This is a genomic window from Pseudomonas sp. P5_B2 (assembly GCF_056400445.1).
Map to the genome: position 1 here is coordinate 1 of NZ_JBFULH010000049.1, position 19082 is coordinate 19082.

General features: G+C 59.8%; 18 protein-coding genes. 11 read left to right on the plus strand and 7 right to left on the minus strand.

The window, feature by feature from the left end:
• Nucleotides 1-166 precede the first annotated feature (166 nt).
• Entirely contained in the window at nucleotides 167-1735 is a 1569-nt protein-coding gene (locus AC1DRJ_RS07695) for a SulP family inorganic anion transporter (protein ID WP_477801582.1), read from the plus strand.
• A gap of 122 nt (nucleotides 1736-1857) precedes the next feature.
• On the opposite strand, the gene aroE is transcribed toward AC1DRJ_RS07695, so the two are convergent.
• Both aroE and hemF read right to left on the minus strand, forming a co-directional pair.
• A complete protein-coding gene (gene aroE, locus AC1DRJ_RS07700; RefSeq protein WP_477801583.1) occupies nucleotides 1858-2679 on the minus strand; it encodes a shikimate dehydrogenase in 822 nt (273 codons plus the stop codon).
• 13 nt (nucleotides 2680-2692) lie between these two features.
• Nucleotides 2693-3607 (minus strand): oxygen-dependent coproporphyrinogen oxidase, encoded by a 915-nt coding sequence (gene hemF / locus AC1DRJ_RS07705; protein ID WP_477801584.1) that lies wholly within the window; start codon nucleotides 3605-3607, stop codon nucleotides 2693-2695.
• A gap of 180 nt (nucleotides 3608-3787) precedes the next feature.
• Here hemF and AC1DRJ_RS07710 point away from each other — a divergent pair, with 180 nt between their 5' ends.
• Entirely contained in the window at nucleotides 3788-4765 is a 978-nt protein-coding gene (locus AC1DRJ_RS07710; protein WP_477801585.1) for an NADPH:quinone reductase, read from the plus strand.
• Between the two features lie 113 nt (nucleotides 4766-4878).
• Here the strand turns inward: AC1DRJ_RS07710 and tsaC are convergent, their stop codons facing one another.
• From tsaC to AC1DRJ_RS07725, 3 genes are all read right to left on the minus strand, one after another.
• Nucleotides 4879-5436 (minus strand): L-threonylcarbamoyladenylate synthase type 1 TsaC, encoded by a 558-nt coding sequence (gene tsaC / locus AC1DRJ_RS07715; protein ID WP_477791594.1) that lies wholly within the window; start codon nucleotides 5434-5436, stop codon nucleotides 4879-4881.
• Between the two features lie 54 nt (nucleotides 5437-5490).
• The gene (gene dprA, locus AC1DRJ_RS07720) at nucleotides 5491-6591 is read right to left on the minus strand and encodes a DNA-processing protein DprA (protein WP_477801586.1); all 1101 of its coding nucleotides are present in this window, start codon (nucleotides 6589-6591) and stop codon (nucleotides 5491-5493) included.
• A gap of 79 nt (nucleotides 6592-6670) precedes the next feature.
• Nucleotides 6671-7696 carry a LysM peptidoglycan-binding domain-containing protein gene (locus AC1DRJ_RS07725; RefSeq protein ID WP_477801587.1) on the minus strand — a complete coding sequence of 342 codons (1026 nt, stop codon included), beginning with the start codon at nucleotides 7694-7696 and terminating at the stop codon, nucleotides 6671-6673.
• Nucleotides 7697-7867: 171 nt separating this feature from the next.
• Here AC1DRJ_RS07725 and def point away from each other — a divergent pair, with 171 nt between their 5' ends.
• The 5 genes from def to AC1DRJ_RS07750 all read left to right on the plus strand — a co-directional run bounded on the left by def (nucleotide 7868) and on the right by AC1DRJ_RS07750 (nucleotide 12584).
• Nucleotides 7868-8374, plus strand: a complete 507-nt coding sequence (gene def / locus AC1DRJ_RS07730; RefSeq protein WP_007948122.1) for a peptide deformylase — start codon at nucleotides 7868-7870, stop codon at nucleotides 8372-8374.
• A 57-nt stretch (nucleotides 8375-8431) separates the two neighbouring features.
• Nucleotides 8432-9391: a methionyl-tRNA formyltransferase gene (gene fmt / locus AC1DRJ_RS07735; protein WP_477801588.1), complete on the plus strand. Its 960-nt coding sequence runs from the start codon at nucleotides 8432-8434 to the stop codon at nucleotides 9389-9391.
• Nucleotides 9388-10698, plus strand: a complete 1311-nt coding sequence (gene rsmB / locus AC1DRJ_RS07740) for a 16S rRNA (cytosine(967)-C(5))-methyltransferase RsmB (RefSeq protein WP_477801589.1) — start codon at nucleotides 9388-9390, stop codon at nucleotides 10696-10698. Before fmt ends, rsmB begins: the two co-directional genes overlap by 4 nt.
• A gap of 21 nt (nucleotides 10699-10719) precedes the next feature.
• A complete protein-coding gene (gene trkA, locus AC1DRJ_RS07745; RefSeq protein ID WP_477801590.1) occupies nucleotides 10720-12093 on the plus strand; it encodes a Trk system potassium transporter TrkA in 1374 nt (457 codons plus the stop codon).
• A gap of 173 nt (nucleotides 12094-12266) precedes the next feature.
• A complete protein-coding gene (locus tag AC1DRJ_RS07750; RefSeq protein WP_477801596.1) occupies nucleotides 12267-12584 on the plus strand; it encodes a tetratricopeptide repeat protein in 318 nt (105 codons plus the stop codon).
• A 128-nt stretch (nucleotides 12585-12712) separates the two neighbouring features.
• Here the strand turns inward: AC1DRJ_RS07750 and AC1DRJ_RS07755 are convergent, their stop codons facing one another.
• Nucleotides 12713-13600 carry a lysophospholipid acyltransferase gene (locus tag AC1DRJ_RS07755; RefSeq protein ID WP_477801591.1) on the minus strand — a complete coding sequence of 296 codons (888 nt, stop codon included), beginning with the start codon at nucleotides 13598-13600 and terminating at the stop codon, nucleotides 12713-12715.
• 40 nt (nucleotides 13601-13640) lie between these two features.
• The gene (tag, locus tag AC1DRJ_RS07760; RefSeq protein ID WP_477801592.1) at nucleotides 13641-14198 is read right to left on the minus strand and encodes a DNA-3-methyladenine glycosylase I; all 558 of its coding nucleotides are present in this window, start codon (nucleotides 14196-14198) and stop codon (nucleotides 13641-13643) included.
• 81 nt (nucleotides 14199-14279) lie between these two features.
• Here tag and glyQ point away from each other — a divergent pair, with 81 nt between their 5' ends.
• From glyQ to AC1DRJ_RS07780, 4 genes are all read left to right on the plus strand, one after another.
• Nucleotides 14280-15233, plus strand: a complete 954-nt coding sequence (gene glyQ, locus AC1DRJ_RS07765; protein ID WP_008155694.1) for a glycine--tRNA ligase subunit alpha — start codon at nucleotides 14280-14282, stop codon at nucleotides 15231-15233.
• Nucleotides 15230-17284 (plus strand): glycine--tRNA ligase subunit beta, encoded by a 2055-nt coding sequence (glyS, locus tag AC1DRJ_RS07770; RefSeq protein WP_477801593.1) that lies wholly within the window; start codon nucleotides 15230-15232, stop codon nucleotides 17282-17284. The genes glyQ and glyS overlap by 4 nt, the downstream gene beginning before the upstream one ends.
• Nucleotides 17285-17288: 4 nt before the next feature.
• Entirely contained in the window at nucleotides 17289-17828 is a 540-nt protein-coding gene (gene gmhB / locus AC1DRJ_RS07775) for a D-glycero-beta-D-manno-heptose 1,7-bisphosphate 7-phosphatase (protein WP_477801594.1), read from the plus strand.
• Between the two features lie 78 nt (nucleotides 17829-17906).
• Nucleotides 17907-18686 carry a lysophospholipid acyltransferase family protein gene (locus AC1DRJ_RS07780; protein WP_477801595.1) on the plus strand — a complete coding sequence of 260 codons (780 nt, stop codon included), beginning with the start codon at nucleotides 17907-17909 and terminating at the stop codon, nucleotides 18684-18686.
• Nucleotides 18687-19082 lie beyond the last annotated feature (396 nt).

Genomic DNA, 19082 nt, shown 5'->3' on the forward strand with positions numbered 1-19082 from the left:
CATGATCGTTCCCACGCTCTGCGTGGGAATGCATCCCGTGACGCTCCGCGTCACATCCCGTAGCGGACGCAGAGCGTCCATGGCGGCATTCCCACGCAGAGCGTGGGAACGATCAGACAGGCGTCTGTCCTGATACCCTTACGCAAAACCCCACCCGAGAAGACCCATGGCCTTCCCCAGCCGCCATTCACTCTTCCCCTTCCTCAGTTGGTTGCCCCGGCAAACCCGCGCCAGCGTCGGGCGTGACCTGATTGTCGGCCTCAGCGGGGCAATTCTTGCGTTGCCGCAATCCATTGCCTACGCACTGATCGCCGGGCTCCCACCGGAATACGGTCTGTACGCCGCGATCATCCCGGTGTTGATTGCTTGTCTCTGGGGTTCATCGTGGCACTTGATCTGCGGTCCTACGGCGGCGATTTCGATCGTCTTGTACGCCAGCGTCAGCCCTCTGGCCGTTCCCGCGTCAGAGGACTACGTCACCCTGATCCTGCTTCTGACCTTCCTCGCCGGTATTTTCCAGTGGTTGCTCGGTTTGCTGCGCTTCGGTGCCCTGGTGAACTTCATCTCTCACTCGGTGGTGCTGGGTTTCACCCTTGGTGCGGCGGTGGTGATTGTCATCGGGCAATTGCCGAACCTGTTGGGGTTGGACTTGCCCAGCCAGGCCACGGCGCTGGACAGCGCCTTGATGCTGTTCAAGCACCTCGGCGCTTTAGATAAACCGTCACTGGCGCTGGGCGTGGCGACGGTCGTTGTCGGGGCGGCCCTGAAGTTGTTGCTGCCTCGCTGGCCGACACTGCTGATCACGCTTGTTCTGGGCGGACTGCTGGTGTGGTTCTGGCCATCAATGTTCGGTCATGTGAAGTTGGTCAGCGCGTTTGTCGGACGTTTGCCGCCCTTCAGTCCGTTGCCGCTGGACTTGGACCTGATCCTGCGTTTGCTGCCCAGCGCAGTGGCCGTTGGAATGTTGGGGCTGGTGACCAGCCTGTCGATCGCCCGCTCCCTGTCGGCCCGCTCGCAACAGCTTATCGACGCCAACCAGGAAGTCCGTGCCCAGGGTCTATCAAACATGGTCGGGGCGTTTTTTTCCGGCTCGCTGTCCGCSGGCTCCTTCACTCGTTCGGGGCTGAGCTACGACGCGGGTGCCTGCTCACCGATGGCTGGCGTATTTTCAGCCCTGTGGGTGGCACTGTTTGCCATCTTCGGCGCAGCGCTAATCGCCCACATCCCGATCCCGGCCATGGCCGGGAGCATTCTGTTAATCGCATGGGGACTGGTGGACCATCGCGGTATTCGCGCCTTGTTACGCGTCAGCCGCGCCGAGTTCCTGGTCATGGCGCTGACCTGTGTCGCCACGCTGCTGCTGGAATTGCAGACGGCGATTTATGCCGGGGTGCTGGCGTCCTTGTTTTTCTACCTCAAACGCACCTCGCAACCGCGGGTCCAGCATTCTCGCGAGGGGGATGAAGATATTCTGCGGGTGGGCGGGTCGATCTTTTTCGGCGCCAGCCATTACCTGCAAGTGCGCCTGCAACGCCTGCATGGCGCGCGCGTGGTGATCGAGGCGCAGCAGATCAACTTCATCGACTATTCAGGGGTGGAAATGCTGCACCAGGAAGCGCGACGGTTGCTTAAGCAGGATCGCAGCCTGACGTTGCGGCGCGCGCGGCCGCAGGTGGTGGAGGAGTTGAGGAAGCTTGAAGGGGCGGAGAAGTGCCCGATCCGTTTCGAAGACTAATTGCCTGGATTGACTACCGCATAACCTGTGGCGAGGGGGCTTGCCCCCGTTGGACTGCGCAGCAGTCCTTTTTTGAGGCCGCTACGCAACCCAGCGGGGGCAAGCCCCCTCACCACAAAGGGCTACTGTGCCAATTGACGGCGCAGTTCAGCCAGTACCGGCGCCGTGTCCGGGCGCACGCCGCGCCACAGGAAAAAGGCTTCCGCCGCTTGCTCCGCGAGCATACCCAAGCCATCCATCGCGACGGCCGCACCATTTTCCGTGGCCCAACGGCAGAACGAAGTCGGTTCCTTGCCATACATCATGTCGTAGCAAACGGTTTTACCCGGCTCAATCAAGCTGCCGGCAATCGGCGGCACATCCCCCGACAGACTCGCCGACGTGGCGTTGATGATCAGGTCCACCGACTCCTTCAACCAATCAAAACCGCTGGCCGACACCGGTCCCAGATCGGCGAACAGTTCCGCCAGCAACTCAGCTTTCTCAACCGTGCGGTTGGCGATGATCACCGAGGCCGGTTGCTCAGCCAGCAGCGGTTCCAGCGCACCCCGCACCGCGCCACCGGCGCCAAGCAGCAGGATGCGTTTGCCCTTGAGGCTAAAACCGGCGTTGACCGTCAGGTCCCGCACCAGCCCGGCACCGTCAGTGTTGTCACCCAGCAATGTGCCATCGGCGAGTTTGCTCAACGTGTTCACCGCGCCGGCCCGCTGCGCACGTTCCGTCAGGCTGTCGGCCAGGCGGAAGGCCTCTTCCTTGAACGGTACCGTTACATTCGCTCCGCGACCTTCGCGGAAAAACGCCCGGGCAAAGTCGGAAAAATCGTCGAGCGGCGCCAGCGAGGTGCTGTAGTCCAACTGCTGAGCGGTTTGTTTGGCGAACAACCGGTGGATCAGCGGCGACTTGCTGTGGCCAATCGGGTTACCGAATACGACGTAACGGTCCATCAGAGCTCCTCGTTCAGGCCTCGGCCAACCAATCGCGGTCTTGCAGGAAGTACTCGGTCAGCCGCGCTTCTTCGCTGCCCGGTTCGGCTTTCCAGTCGTAACCCCAGCGCACTTGCGGTGGCAACGACATCAGAATCGACTCGGTACGCCCGCCCGATTGCAGGCCAAACAACGTGCCACGGTCGTAGACCAGGTTGAATTCCACGTAGCGACCGCGACGGAATTCCTGGAACTCACGCTGCTTCGCGGTGAACGCATCATTTTTGCGGCGTTGCACAATCGGCAGGTACGCGTCGATGTAGGCATCGCCGATGGCGCGCATGAACGCGAAACTGGTGTCGAAGTCCCACTCGTTCAAGTCATCGAAGAACAGACCGCCGATGCCGCGCGGCTCGTGGCGATGCTTGATGTGGAAATAACTGTCGCACCAGGCTTTGTAGCGCGAATAGACGTCCGGACCGAACGGCGCACAGGCCTGCTCGGCGACGCGGTGCCAGTGCACACAGTCTTCTTCATTGCCGTAATAAGGCGTCAAGTCGAAGCCACCGCCGAACCACCAGACCGGTTCCTCACCTTCTTTTTCAGCGATGAAAAAGCGCACATTGGCGTGGGAAGTCGGCACATGCGGGTTGTGCGGGTGAATGACCAATGAAACGCCCAAGGCTTCGAAGCCACGGCCGGCCAATTCCGGGCGATGAGCGCTGGCGGACGGCGGGAGACCGCTGCCAAAGACGTGGGAAAAGTTGACGCCGCCCTTTTCGATCAGCGAGCCGTTTTCGATCACGCGGGTACGCCCGCCACCGCCGGCAGCCCGGGTCCAGGCGTCTTCGACGAAGTGCGTGCCGCCGTCTTCGGCTTCCAGCGCAGCACAAATACGGTCTTGCAGGTCGAGCAGGTAGGCTTTTACGGCCTCGGTGCGGGTCGTCATGTCATCACCTTGAATCGTGCAAAGCTACGCGGCGCTCCATCGGAGCGGGGGGCCGGCGCAAATGGGGGCGTAGCATAACATCGCCGACGGACCTGCCGCAGTTGACGAAGATCAAGCTTGGGAGTTCGATAGGCAGCTTCGTGCTACACCTCCCGTAGCCAAGACCCAAGGAGTAGGCAGATGGCTAAGCGTATCCAGTTCCGCGCCCATGGCGGCCCCGAAGTACTCGAGTACGTCGATTACCAACCCGCCGAGCCCGGCCCGCTGCAGGTTCGCGTCACCAACAAGGCCATCGGCCTGAATTTCATCGACACCTATTACCGCAGCGGTCTGTATGCACCACCCGCCTTGCCATCGGGCGTGGGTTCGGAAGGCGCGGGCGTGGTCGAAGCGGTGGGCAGCGAGGTCACGCGCTTCAAGGTCGGTGATCGAGTGGCGTACGGCAGCGGACCGTTGGGCGCCTACAGCGACGTTCACGTATTACCCGAGGCCAATCTGGTGCTGCTGCCGGATGCGATCAGCTTCGAAACGGCCGCCGGGGTCATGCTCAAGGGCCTGACCGTGCAGTACCTGTTGCGTCAGACTTATGAGTTCAAGGGTGGCGAAACCATCCTGTTCCACGCTGCTGCCGGCGGTGTCGGTTCGCTGGCCTGCCAATGGGCCAAGGCCTTGGGCGTAAAGTTGATCGGTACAGTCAGCTCGCCCGAGAAGGCCGCGCTGGCCAAGGCCAATGGTGCCTGGGCGACCATCGACTACAGCCATGAAAACGTCGCTCAACGTGTGCTGGAATTGACCGACGGGAAGAAAGTACCGGTGGTGTATGACGGCGTCGGTAAAGACACTTGGCTGACGTCACTGGACAGCGTGTCCCCACGTGGGCTGGTGGTGAGTTTTGGTAACGCGTCGGGTGCGGTGGACGGGGTCAATCTGGGGATATTGGCGGCGAAGGGCTCGCTCTACGTGACCCGGCCGACGCTGGCGACTTACGCCAACAATGCCGAGAATCTGCAACGGATGGCGAATGAGCTGTTTGAGATGATCAGCAGCGGCAAGCTGAACGTGGATATCAGCCACACGTACTCACTGGCAGACGCGGCGAAGGCGCAGACCGAGTTGTCGGCGCGGCGCACGACGGGCTCGACTGTTCTGCTGCCGTAACACCGAACTGTGGTGAGGGGGCTTGCCCCCGTTGGGCTGCGAAGCGGCCCCGCTTTTCTCCAAGAGGAAAGGGACTGCTGCGAAGTCCAACGGGGGCAAGCCCCCTCACCACATTAGTCCGGTCGCACGACGTGGCCGGTCGCCAGATCCCGGATCACGCTCGGGTTCTTGCGCCCCCCCAGATTCCCGCCCAACACAAAATCCACCTGCCCACGGAAATACTGATCCACGCGAATCCGCGTGCGCGCCGCCGGGCGTCCCTGTGGGTTGGCCGAGGTTGAAACCAGCGGCCCGACCGCCGCGCACAAATCCCGCACCAGAGGATGATCGCTGACTCGCAGCGCTACCGTTTCATGCACACCGGTGATCCACTGCGGCAACAGGTTCTGATGCGGCACCAGCCAGGTGTTCGGCCCCGGCCAGGTGCTGGCCATGCGGTCCATCCACAGTTCCGGGAAGTCTTCGAAAAGAAAATCGAATTGCCGGATGTTGTCGGCAACCAGAATCAGGCCCTTCTCCACTGACCGGCCCTTGATCATCAGTAAGCGATACACCGCCTCTTCATCCCACGGGTCGCAACCCAGCCCCCAGACCGCTTCGGTTGGATAGGCAATTACCGCCCCTGCGCGAACGGCTTGCGCGGCTTGTTGCACTCGCCAACTGTTGACCATGAAAAACTCTCCGGAATAAGCCTCTGCGCAGTTTACCGATCTTCCTTATAAAACCTAGCTCACCCGCGCAAACCAGCGCCCGCTTTCACAGACGGCGCGACCGTCCATTTCCAGCTCCGTCAACGCGGCCAGCACTTTGGGCAAGGCCCAGCCGCTGGTAATGGCCAACGCCTCACTGGTGTGCGGGGCCGCGTGCAGCAGCATGAGCAACGGATGGGTCACCGAGGGTGTCTCGATGGATAACGGCAGTTGTTGCCAGCCACGCAAGGCTTCGAGGATATGTTCGATGGTTTCCACCAGCATCGCGCCGTCGCGGATCAACTGATGACAACCCTTGGCGCCGGGATGATGAATAGACCCTGGAATCGCATACACCTCACGACCTTGCTCCGCCGCCAGCCTCGCAGTGATCAACGAACCACTCGCCACGCTGGCCTCGACCACCAGCACACCGAGGGACAAACCACTGATGATTCGATTACGCCGGGGGAAGTTGCTGGCAGTAGGGCCGGCGTCCAGCGGGAACTCTGAAAGTACCGCACTGCCCGACGCAATCATGGCATCGGCGAGTCGTCGATTGCGTTGTGGATAAAACTTTTCAAGTCCCGTGCCAAGTACACCCACCGTTCGCCCGCCGACGTCCAAAGCGGCTTGATGCGCGGCAGCATCAATGCCCAGCGCCAGACCACTGGTGATGACGAAACCGGCACCGGCCAGGCTGCGGGAAAACGCGGCGGCCGTGTCCATGCCCGGACGCGAGGCGCGTCGGCTACCGACCATCGCCAGCTGCGGTTTTTCCAGAATGCCCGGATCGCCCGCTACGAATAAGAGTGGTGGAGCGTCGCTGATTTCTGCGAGCAGCGCAGGGTACTCAGGCTGGTCCCACATCAGTAAATGCTGGCCCGGACGCTCTAGCCAGGCCAACGCATGGCTGGCGCCATCGCGCACTTCGTTGGCGCGTCGAGCCTCGGCGCACGCCAGCGGCAAGCCCAGTGAACGCCAGGCGCTGGCTGGCGCACTGATGGCTTTGGACGCCGAGCCGAAGGCCTCAAGTAATTTTTTGAAGCGCGCCGGGCCCAGTTCCGGCAAACGGTGCAAACGTAAACGAGCTTCAAGTTCCGCAGGGGAAACCGGTGTAACTGCAGGCAGTGACATGGATCATCCTTGATCGTTATGAGCCCCGCTAAAACGGGAATAAGCTGTGGATAACTCTGTTGGTAACTTGTGGAGCCGGCTAAGGATTTCGCACCTTGTCCATGACGGCCAGAGAGCGCGAAGCATTGAGTACCAAACCGTAGCTGAGTTTGTCGTAGGTGCGGAAAACCATGAGCAATCCGGCTCGCTCATCGGGGATTTTCAGTGGCTGGCCGGTGATCCGGTCGCGCACGGTTTCGCCGGTTTTCATCACCACCAGGACATTGCCTTCGGCCAGGCCATCACGTTGCCCCTTGTTCAGCGTGACCACATCCAGCGCGCCAATCTGCGTCACGCCACGTGGCACATCGATGATCAACCCGTTAACCGGGGTTTTCGGCGCACTGGGCATGAAGGTCGAATTGATCGACCGTTCCTCACCGCTGAACAAGCGGTCGCCGAGACGCACTTCCTGGGTCGTGCGCTGCAAGGCGAGGGTCGCGACATCGCCTTCAGTGGCGACAATTTCGCCACCACCGATGTCATCGGCGTTGATACCCAAAAACTCCTGGGTCCCGGGGTCGGTGTAGACCTTGCCCTGACGGAAAATCCCGTAAGCCGGCTGATCTGGATCGAAATGGCCGCGAGCGAAGATGCGGTCTCCGGTACCGCTCAGCACACGTTCGGCATCACCGGCCACGACATAAGGCGCATTGTCGAATTCCTCGACCTTGTCGACGATGCGGTTGCTCAGCAAAAAACTGTTGATCGATCGCAGAGGAATGCTCGGGATCGCATCGGCCACCGGTGAGCTGCGTACGCTTGGTGAAAGCTTGAGGGTGCCGCGCGAGGCGCCGCGATTGAGGGTCAGGCGCGGCTGGCCGCTGACGTAGACCAGTGACAGCGAATCTCCGGGGTAGATGTGATCAGGGTTTTCGATGTGCGAATTGGCCTGCCACAGCTCGGGCCATTGCCACGGCTGGCGCAGGTATTTAGCGGAAATTTCCCAGAGTGTGTCCCCCGCAACCACTGTGTATTGCTGTGGAAAACCTTCCTTGAGTTGCACTTGCCCGTGCGCCAGACCGGCCGAAGCCAGAAGGAGCAAGGCGAGTAGTGATTTCCTCATGCGGTGAATCCCTTTATTATGTGCATTCGCGTGAAACGCTTGAACCCTCGGTGGCTCGCTCCCGGCTTGCTTATGAAGAGAAGGGAGCTACGTTTTACAACGGCAGCCTGCCTCTTCGGACTCACCAGGCCACCGACCCGAACTTACTTCACACGTGCAGTTATCAAGCTTATGGCCATTTTAAACATCCTCGAATTCCCCGACTCGCGCCTGCGCACTATCGCCAAACCTGTGGCCGTAGTGGACGACGAAGTGCGTCAGTTGGTCGATGACATGTTTGAAACAATGTATGAAGCGCCAGGCATCGGCCTCGCTGCGACTCAAGTCAACGTGCACAAACGCATCGTGGTGATGGACCTCTCCGAAGACCGCTCCGAACCAAGGGTGTTCATCAACCCCGAGTTCGAAACCCTGACCGATGAGATGGAGCAATATCAGGAAGGCTGTCTCTCGGTGCCGGGCTTCTACGAAAACGTCGATCGCCCGCAGAAGGTCAAGGTCAAGGCCCTGGACCGCGACGGCCAGCCTTACGAACTGATCGCCGAAGGCCTGCTCGCCGTGTGCATCCAGCATGAATGCGACCACCTGAACGGCAAATTGTTCGTTGATTACCTGTCCAGTCTCAAACGCGACCGAATCAAGAAGAAACTGGAAAAGCTCCATCGCCAGAACGCTTGATGCCCTTCTTTCAAAGGCTTGCTGCGGCAAGCCTTTTTCTTTTGTGAGACCTTCTACATGACTGAGCCACTGCGCATCGTCTTTGCCGGCACCCCGGAATTCGCCGCCGAACACCTCAAGGCCCTGCTCGACAGCCCTTACGAGATCGTCGCGGTTTACACCCAACCGGACCGTCCGGCGGGCCGTGGGCAAAAGCTGATGCCGAGCCCGGTCAAGCAACTCGCTCTGGAAAACAACATCCCGGTGTTGCAGCCGCCAACCTTGCGCAACGAAGACGCTCAGGCCGAACTGGTTGCACTCAAGCCGGACTTGCTGGTGGTGGTCGCCTACGGCCTGATCCTGCCGCAAGCGGTGCTGGATATTCCACGCCTGGGTTGCATCAACAGCCACGCGTCCCTGCTGCCGCGCTGGCGCGGGGCCGCGCCGATCCAGCGCGCCGTCGAAGCGGGCGACAGCGAAAGCGGCGTGACCGTAATGCGCATGGAGCTGGGCCTGGACACCGGGCCGATGCTGCTTAAAGTCACCACGCCGATCAGCGCTGAAGACACCGGTGGCAGCCTCCACGATCGTCTGGCCGAACTCGGTCCATCGGCGGTGCTTCAAGCGATTGCCGGCCTCGCCGCCGGCACGCTGGAAGGCGAAGTGCAGGACGACAGTCTCGCCACTTATGCTCATAAATTGAACAAGGACGAAGCGCGCATCGACTGGACTCGTCCGGCCATCGAGCTTGAACGCCTGGTTCGCGCCTTCAACCCATGGCCGATTACCCATAGCACGCTGAACGGCGAAGCGCTGAAAGTGCTGGCCGCGAGTCTCGCTGAAGGCAAGGGCGCACCGGGGGAAATCCTCAGCACCAACAAGGACGGTTTAATCGTCGCTTGCGGTGAGCAGGCCTTGTGCCTGACCCGGCTGCAATTGCCCGGCGGCAAGGCGCTGAACTTCAGCGACTTGTTCAACAGCCGTCGTGAGAAATTTGCCGTCGGCACCGTGCTCGGTCAAGCGGCGGACGCTCAATGAACCCGCGTCTGGCCGCCGCCAAGGCACTCGCCGCCGTTCTTAACGGAAAAGCTTCGCTCAACAGTTCCCTGCCCACTCAAATGGACAAGGTTGAAGACCGCGATCGCGGCTTCACTCAGGACCTGGCGTTCGGCACGGCGCGCTGGCAGCCACGTTTGTCGGCGCTGGCGGCCAAATTGCTGCAAAAGCCATTCAAAGCAGCTGATGCCGATGTCGAGGCGTTGCTGCTGGTCGGCCTCTATCAACTGCTCTATACCCGTGTCCCGGCCCACGCCGCCATCGGTGAAACCGTTGGTTGCGCCGACAAGCTGAAAAAGCCTTGGGCCAAAGCCTTGCTCAACGCCGTATTGCGCCGCGCCCAGCGTGAAAGCGAAGCGTTGCTGGCCGAGCTTGAACACGATCCGGTGGTGCGCACGGCACATCCGCGCTGGCTGCAAAAATCCCTGAAAGCATTCTGGCCCGAGCAGTGGGAAGCCATTTGTGCGGCGAACAATGCGCATCCGCCGATGATTCTGCGGGTCAACCGTCGCCATCACTCTCGCGATGCCTACCTTGGGTTGTTGACTGAAGCCGGGATTGCCGCGACGCCGTGCGTTTACAGTCAGGACGGCATCATCCTTGAGGCCGCCGCCGACGTGCGCAGCCTGCCGGGCTTCGCCGAAGGCTGGATCAGCGTGCAGGATGAGGCGGCGCAACTGGCTGCCGACCTGCTCGACCTGGCGCCGGGCCAACGGGTGCTCGATGCCTGCTGTGCACCGGGCGGCAAAACCTGCCACATCCTGGAAGCCGAGCCAAAACTGGCCGGTGTCGTGGCGGTGGACCTTGAAGCCAAGCGTCTGGTGCGCGTGCGAGAAAACCTCGCACGTCTGGGCCTAAGCGCCGAACTGATCGCCGCCGACGGGCGTGACACCGCCACCTGGTGGGACGGCAAACCGTTCCAGCGCATCCTGCTGGATGCGCCGTGCTCGGCCACCGGCGTCATCCGTCGTCACCCGGACATCAAACTGACGCGCCAGCCCGATGACATCGCCGCGCTTGCAGTGCTTCAGGGCGAGTTGCTCGATGCCATGTGGATAACTTTGGAAGTCGGCGGCATCCTGCTTTACGCCACTTGTTCCACGCTGCCGACGGAAAACACTGAAGTCATCGAAGCGTTCCTCGCCCGTACGCCGGGTGCGCGTGAACTGGACCTCGCCACGACGGCGGGGATCAAGCAACCGCATGGTCGTCAATTATTGGCGCAGGAAGGCGGGCATGACGGGTTCTACTACGCCAAACTGATCAAGATTGCCGCCGCGCGCGGTTAACGGATTGAATGGAGCGACTGGATGAAAATCATCATCCTCGGTGCGGGGCAGGTCGGCGGTTCGCTGGCAGAACATTTGGCCAGCGAAGCCAATGATATTACGGTGGTCGATACCGACGGCGAACGCCTGCGTGACCTCGGCGATCGGCTGGACATCCGCACCGTTCAGGGCCGCGGCTCACTGCCGACGGTGCTGCGCCAGGCCGGTGCAGACGATGCCGACATGCTGGTGGCCGTGACCAACAGCGACGAAACCAACATGGTTGCCTGTCAGGTCGCACACACGCTGTTCCACACGCCAACCAAAATCGCTCGCGTGCGCGAAGCCTCCTACCTCACGCGCTCCGAATTGTTCGATAACGACGCGATCCCGGTCGATGTGCTGATCAGCCCGGAACAAGTGGTGACCAACTACATCAAGCGCCTGATCGAGCATCCGGGCGCCTTGCAGGTGATCGACTTCGCCGAAGGCAAGGCGCAATTAGTCGCGGTAAAGGCTTACTACGGTGGGCCGCTGGTGGGTCAGCAGCTGCGGCAATTACGCGAACACATGCCGAATGTCGAAACCCGCGTCGCCGCGATTTTCCGCCGCGATCGACCGATTTTGCCGCAGGGTGACACCGTCATCGAGGCGGACGACGAAGTATTTTTCATCGCCGCCAAGGCGAATATTCGCGCTGTGATGAGTGAAATGCGCCGGCTGGATGAAACCTACAAACGCATCGTTATTGCCGGGGGCGGACAAATCGGTGAGCGGCTGGCCGAGGCCATCGAAAGCCGCTACCAAGTGAAGATTATCGAGATGAACCCGGCTCGCTGCCGCCATCTCTCGGACACCCTCGACAGCACCGTGGTGTTGCAGGGCAGCGCCTCCGACCGCGATTTGCTGATGGAAGAGAACATCGCCGACGCCGATATCTTCCTGGCCCTGACCAACGATGACGAAGCCAACATCATGTCTTCGCTGCTGGCCAAGCGCCTGGGCGCGAAGAAGGTGATGACGATCATCAACAACCCGGCGTACGTTGATTTGATCCAGGGCGGCGACATCGACATCGCCATCAGTCCGCAATTGGCGACCATCGGTACATTGCTGGCTCACGTGCGCCGTGGCGATATCGTCAGCGTGCACTCACTGCGCCGGGGCGCGGCAGAGGCCATCGAGGCAATTGCCCATGGTGATGCGAAGTCGAGCAAGGTGATTGGCAAGGCCATCGAGAACATCGGTTTACCGCCGGGTACGACGATAGGCGCGATCATTCGCGATGAGGAAGTGATCATTGCCCATGACAAGACGGTGATCGAAACCGGCGACCACGTGATTTTGTTCCTTGTGGATAAAAAGCACATTCGGGATGTGGAGAAGCTGTTTCATGTGGGTCTGAGCTTCTTCTGATCCGAATTTTCGCTTGGCATATGGCCCCTTCGCGAGCAAGCCCGCTCCCACATTGAATCGTCTTCGTACACAAAATTAATCTCCACTGAAGATCTAATGTGGGAGCGGGCTTGCTCGCGAAGGCGGTCTTTCAGAGAAAAACCCTTCCCTGATTCACCTAGACAAGGAATCCACTGATGCTCGAATCCCTGGAAAAAATGCTCGCCAAGGGTGTGGATAACTCGCTTCTACGCTTCGGCTTGGGCAAGGGTTATCTGGATCTTGGGGAAAACGCCAAGGCTGCCGAGCATTTCCAGCGTTGCGTCGAATTCGATCCGAAGTATTCAGCGGCCTGGAAGCTATTGGGCAAGGCCTACCTGGCGCAGGAGGATTTCGCGGCGGCTCGCAAGGCGTGGGAACAAGGTCTGGAAGCCGCCCGCGCCCATGGCGACAAGCAGGCAGAGAAGGAGATGACGGTGTTTGTGAAGAAACTTGAGCGAAACGCGCACTGATCAGAGATAACGCAGGCCTATCTCTTCATCATCCACCTGAATCACTTCCATACGCACATGCTGCGCCCTTGAATGAACTGCTATGGATAACCCAGCCCAAAGGTTATCCACAGATCACGCGAACCGACTCAATACCAACGTTCTTCACCCGGTGGACGCTTCTTGAAGCGCTTCATGCTCCACATGTACTGGCTTGGATAAGCCCGGACATAGCGTTCAACCACTTGGCTCATGGCCGCGCAGGACGTCTCGGTATCGGTGCTGTACATGGCCTCTGGCGCCGCTTCCAGGATCACTTTGTAACCTGAACCGTCCGGCAACCGCAGCGCATGCAGGAACACCCCGACCGCTTTGCCGCCCGCAAGCATGTTCGGCACGAACTTGCTGGTCAGCGCCTGAGTGGCGAAGAAGGGTACGAAGATCCCGGCGGATTCGGCCGGTTCCGGGTCAGCGGGAATGCCCACTGCACCACCTTTGCGCACTTCCTTGATCACGCTGAGGATGCCTTCCTTGGTGGAAGCCGCCACCCGGTTGCCCAACTGCACTCGCTGTTTGCGCAGCAAGTCATCCACAGCCTTCAACTTCGGTGGCCGATAGAAAATGATCGGTTTGCACTGGTTGCAATAGAAGTGGTTCAACACTTCCCAGTTACCCAAATGGCTGGTGATACCCACGACACCCTTGCCGGAGGCCAGGGCGTCCTTCAACACGTCGAGGCCCTCGACTTCACGCACCAAGTCGATGGAGCGTTGCGCCGGCCAGATCCATGCGCAGGCGCTTTCGGTCAGGGACTTGCCAATGTCCTTTAAACTCTGGCCGACCAGGCGTTCGCGTTCGGCGGGGTCCATGTCCGGGAAGCACTTGGCCAGGTTGATCCGCACCACATCGCGGGAACGGTTCGGGGTTTTCCACATGGCCCAGCCAATCGCCGAGCCCACGGCCTGAACGGCCCGCCACGGGAGCAGGGCAAACAGCCGCAGAGCGCCTACCAGCAAGGCGCCTTTAAACTTATCCACAGGTCACTCCTGATTTTGTGCTGTGCGCGAGGCGGCTATTCTAACCGCCGATCGCCAAGGTCGCGTAGAGATCGCAATCGCGGGTGTGATCCATGACCATGCCCGAGGCCTGCATCAGTGCATAACAAATCGTTGGTCCGACGAACGTGAAACCGGCCTTTTTCAGGCCTTTGCTCATTTCCACCGCCACCGGCGTAACCGCGGGCACTTCGGTGCGATCCTTGAAATGATTGATCACAGGCGTACCTCCGACAAAGGACCAGAGAAACTCCACCGGGTCCTCCAGCGCCAGCCAGGCTTGGGCATTGCGCCGGGCCGCGTTGAGTTTGAGGCGGTTGCGGATGATGCCTGGATCGAGCATCAACTCATCGATTTCCGCATCGCTCATCTGCGCTACACGTTGGACGTCAAAACCGAACAACACCTCGCGATAACGCTCTCGTTTACGCAAGACCGTGATCCAGGAGAGGCCAGCCTGGAACCCTTCGAGCAAAAGCAACTCGAACAATCCCTGCGCATCGCGTAGCGGCGTGCCCCACTCCTGGTCGTGATAAGCCATGTACAGCGGATCTTCGGAACACCAAAAGCAGCGTGGCATAAGGCTCCAGGGGGCGTGCGCAGCAATGAATCGGGTATACTCCCGCTCTTTAAATCGCAGCCCAAGAAACAGGTGAATTTCGTGAGCCAGCCTACGCCAGCCGTGCGTACCTTCCAAGACTTGATCCTCGCCCTCCAGCAATACTGGGCCGAGCAAGGTTGTGTGGTACTTCAGCCCTACGATATGGAAGTAGGCGCCGGCACTTTCCACACTGCTACATTCCTGCGTGCCATTGGCCCGGAAACCTGGAACGCCGCTTATGTGCAGCCCAGTCGTCGCCCGACTGACGGCCGCTACGGCGAAAACCCGAACCGTCTGCAGCACTATTACCAGTTCCAGGTGGTGTTGAAGCCGAACCCGGACAACTTCCAGGAACTGTACCTGGGCTCCCTCAAGCACGTAGGCCTGGACCCGTTGGTCCACGACATTCGCTTTGTCGAAGACAACTGGGAATCGCCGACCCTCGGCGCCTGGGGTCTGGGCTGGGAAGTCTGGCTCAACGGCATGGAGGTGACGCAGTTCACTTACTTCCAGCAAGCGGGCGGCATCGAATGCTACCCGGTGACCGGTGAGATCACTTACGGCCTGGAACGTCTGGCCATGTACCTGCAAGGCGTGGACTCGGTCTACGACCTGGTCTGGGCTGACGGCCCGATGGGCAAAGTGACCTATGGCGACGTGTTCCACCAGAACGAAGTGGAGCAGTCGACCTACAACTTCGAACACGCCAACGTCGAGAAGCTGTTCGAGCTGTTCGATTTTTACGAAAGCGAAGCCAAGCGCCTGATCGAACTCGACCAGCCGCTGCCGTTGCCAAGCTACGAAATGGTGTTGAAGGCCTCCCATACTTTCAACCTGCTGGATGCGCGCCGGGCGATTTCCGTGACCGCGCGCCAGCAATACATTCTGCGTGTTCGCACCCTGGCGCGTTCCGTTGCGCAAGCCTACCTGCTGGCTCGCGCCAAGCTGGGCTTCCCGATGGCGACCCCGGACCTGCGTGATGAAGTACTGGCCAAGCTGGAGGCTGCACAATGAGTGCTCTGGATTTTCTGGTTGAACTGGGCACTGAAGAACTGCCACCCAAAGCCCTGAACACCCTGGCCGAGGCGTTCCTCGCCGGTATCGACAAGGGCCTGCAAGCTGCCGGCCTGAACTACGAGACCAAAACCGTTTACGCCGCGCCACGTCGCCTGGCGGTGCTGATCACGTCGCTGGCCACCCAGCAACCGGATCGCAGCATTAACCTCGATGGTCCGCCACGTCAGGCTGCATTCGATGCTGAAGGCAACCCGACTCAAGCGGCACTGGGTTTTGCCAAGAAATGCGGCGTCGATCTGAGCGAAATCGATCAGAGTGGCCCGAAACTGCGTTACAGCCAAAGCATCGCCGGCAAACCGACCTCGAGCCTGCTGCCCACCATCGTTGAAGATTCGCTGAACGACCTGCCAATCCCGAAACGCATGCGTTGGGGCGCTCGCAAGGAAGAATTCGTTCGTCCGACCCAATGGCTGGTGATGCTGCTCGGTGATCAGGTCATCGACTGCACCATCCTCGCGCAGAAGGCTGGCCGTGATTCCCGTGGTCACCGCTTCCACCACCCGGAAAACGTGCGCATCACCTCGCCGGCCAATTACCTGGCCGACTTGCGTGCCGCTTATGTGTTGGCCGATGCCAACGAGCGTCGCGACATCATCAGCAAGCGCACCGAAGAACTGGCCACCCGTCAGGAAGGCACGGCGATTGTTCCGCCGGCGCTGCTCGACGAAGTGACCGCGCTGGTTGAATGGCCAGTGCCGCTGGTGTGCTCCTTCGAAGAGCGTTTCCTCGACGTGCCGCAAGAAGCGCTGATCACCACCATGCAGGACAACCAGAAGTACTTCTGCCTGCTGGATGCCGACGGCAAGTTGCTGCCACGTTTCATTACCGTGGCCAACATCGAAAGCAAAGACCCGCAGCAGATCATCGCCGGTAACGAGAAAGTGGTTCGCCCACGCCTGACCGACGCCGAGTTCTTCTTCAAGCAAGACAAGAAGCAGAAACTCGAAGACTTCAACCTGCGCCTGCAAAACGTGGTGTTCCAGGAAAAACTCGGCAGCGTCTACGACAAGGCCGAGCGCGTTTCCAAACTGGCTGCGTTCATCGCGCAACGCATTGGCGGCAACGCGGCATGGGCATCCCGTGCCGGCCTGCTGTCCAAGTGCGACCTGTCGACCGAGATGGTCGGTGAGTTCCCGGAGATGCAAGGTGTCGCCGGTTACTACTACGCCCTCAACGACGGCGAGCCGGAAGAAGTCGCCCTGGCGCTGAACGAGCAGTACATGCCGCGCGGTGCTGGCGCGGAACTGCCGACTACCCTGACTGGTGCGGCTGTGGCCATCGCCGACAAGCTCGACACGCTGGTGGGCATTTTCGGTATCGGCATGCTGCCAACCGGCAGCAAAGACCCGTATGCCCTGCGCCGTGCAGCGCTGGGAGTGTTGCGCATCCTGATCGACAAGAAGCTTGAGCTCGACCTGAACGACGCCGTGGCCTTCGCCGTGAATGCGTTCGGTACCAAGGTCAAGGCGGCCGGCCTGAACGACGCCGTGCTGGAGTTCATCTTCGACCGTCTGCGTGCCCGTTACGAAGACGAAGGTGTCGACGTGGCCACTTACCTGTCGGTTCGTGCCCTGAAGCCGGGTTCGGCGCTGGACTTCGATCAGCGCGTACAAGCCGTAGAGGCTTTCCGCAAATTGCCGGAAGCCGCTGCCCTGGCGGCCGTGAACAAGCGCGTATCAAACTTGCTGAGCAAGGTCGAAGGCTCCGTTCCAACGGTGGTTGAAGCCAAATACTTCGACAATGCCAACGAGTTCTCCCTGTACTCGGCGATCCAGCAGGCTGACCAGGCCGTCCAGCCAATGGCTGCCGCGCGTCAGTACAGCGAATCTCTGGCCCGCCTGGCGGCTTTGCGCGAGCCGGTGGATGCGTTTTTCGAAGCGGTCATGGTCAACGCGGAAGACGCCAAGGTTCGCGCCAACCGTTACGCCTTGCTGGCGCGTCTGCGTGGTCTGTTCCTCGGCGTCGCTGATATTTCGCTGCTGAGCTAAGGGGTTGCTGTTGAAACTGCTGATTCTCGATCGCGACGGGGTGATCAACTACGACTCCGACGCTTACATCAAGTCGGTGGAGGAGTGGATTCCACTCCCCGGTGCGATCGAAGCCATCGCGCAGTTGAGCAAGGCCGGCTGGACGGTAGCGGTCGCTACCAACCAGTCGGGCATCGCTCGCGGCTATTACGACATTGCCACCCTGAACGCCATGCACGAGCGCTTGCGCTCGCTGGTGGCGGAGCAGGGCGGTGAAGTCGGGCTGATCATCTATTGCCCGCACGGGCCGGACGAAGGCTGCGATTGCCGCAAGCCGAAACCCGGGATGTTGAAAACCATCGCTGGGCATTACAACGTGTCGCTGACCAATCTATGGTTCGTTGGCGACAGCCTTGGTGACCTGGAAGCCGCCAAAGCCGTCGATTCACAGCCAGTTTTGGTAAAGACCGGGAAAGGCGAAAAGACGTTGGGCAAGGTCCTGCCGTCAGGCACCTTGATTTTTGACGATCTAGCGGCGATTGCCGCAGAACTTATCCACAATTAAAGTGCTTCGATTGTTCCGATTAAGGACTGATCGGAAGTGCGCTTATAGACGGGCAGAGCCCGCACGGTAAACGTCACCATGTCGATACTGCAGGCCATCAGAACCTTCCTCTTTTACCTTCTGCTGGGCACCACCTCGTTGCTCTGGTGCAGCCTGAGCTTTTTTATCGCGCCGTTTCTGCCGTTCAAGGCGCGTTATCGCTTCATCAACGTGTACTGGTGCCGCTGCGCTTTGTGGCTGAGCAAAGTATTTCTGGGCATCAGCTACGAAGTGAAGGGTGCCGAGAACGTACCTGATCAACCCTGCGTGATTCAATCAAACCACCAGAGCACCTGGGAGACGTTCTTTCTCTCCGCTTACTTCGAACCGTTGAGCCAGGTGCTCAAGCGTTCATTGCTGTATGTACCGTTCTTCGGCTGGGCCATGGCCATGCTGCGACCGATCGCCATTGACCGCGACAACCCAAAAGCCGCGCTCAAGCATGTGGCGAAGAAGGGTCATGAACTGCTGAAGGATGGCGTCTGGGTGCTGATCTTCCCTGAGGGGACTCGCGTTCCTTTCGGCACTATTGGCAAGTTCTCGCGCGGTGGCACCGCGTTGGCCGTCAATGCCGCGCTTCCGGTACTGCCGATTGCGCACAATGCCGGCAAGTTCTGGCCAAAAACCGGTTGGAAGAAGAAGCAGGGTGTCATCACCGTGATCATCGGCGCACCGATGTATGCCGAGGGTAGCGGGCCTCGCGCCATTGCCGATCTGAACGACCGGGTGCAAGCCTGGAACGAGCAGATGCAGAGGGAAATGGGCTCGCTGCCGGCCACCCCGGCGGCACCTACCGCCAGTGATCAAGTGGCTGTCTGAGATTCTGTGGATAACCTGTGTACCGTTTTCTCGAAATATAGCGTATTTGTTTTTCAAGATGTTGATTTATATACATATTTCTTAAACACATAAAACGCCGAAAATGGTGCATAAGTTTTTTCAGGGCGCAAAAAAACCGGCTGATATAGCCGGTTTTTTTATGCCCGCCGTTTGCGGTTTTCCACTCTATGGGCTATTGCGGTGCTACTCATTTTGAGCGTCTGGAGCAGGTCTTAACGTTTCATCTCCTGCACCGATTCATTTAGACTCGGCTATTGGCTCATAGGGCGTGCTACGCCCTATAACGGATGTCTAAATAGATTCTTATGAAAAAAATAATCGATACCCTTAGAAATCATTATTGGAAGAAATGGATTCGCAGGCATAAATGCAAAG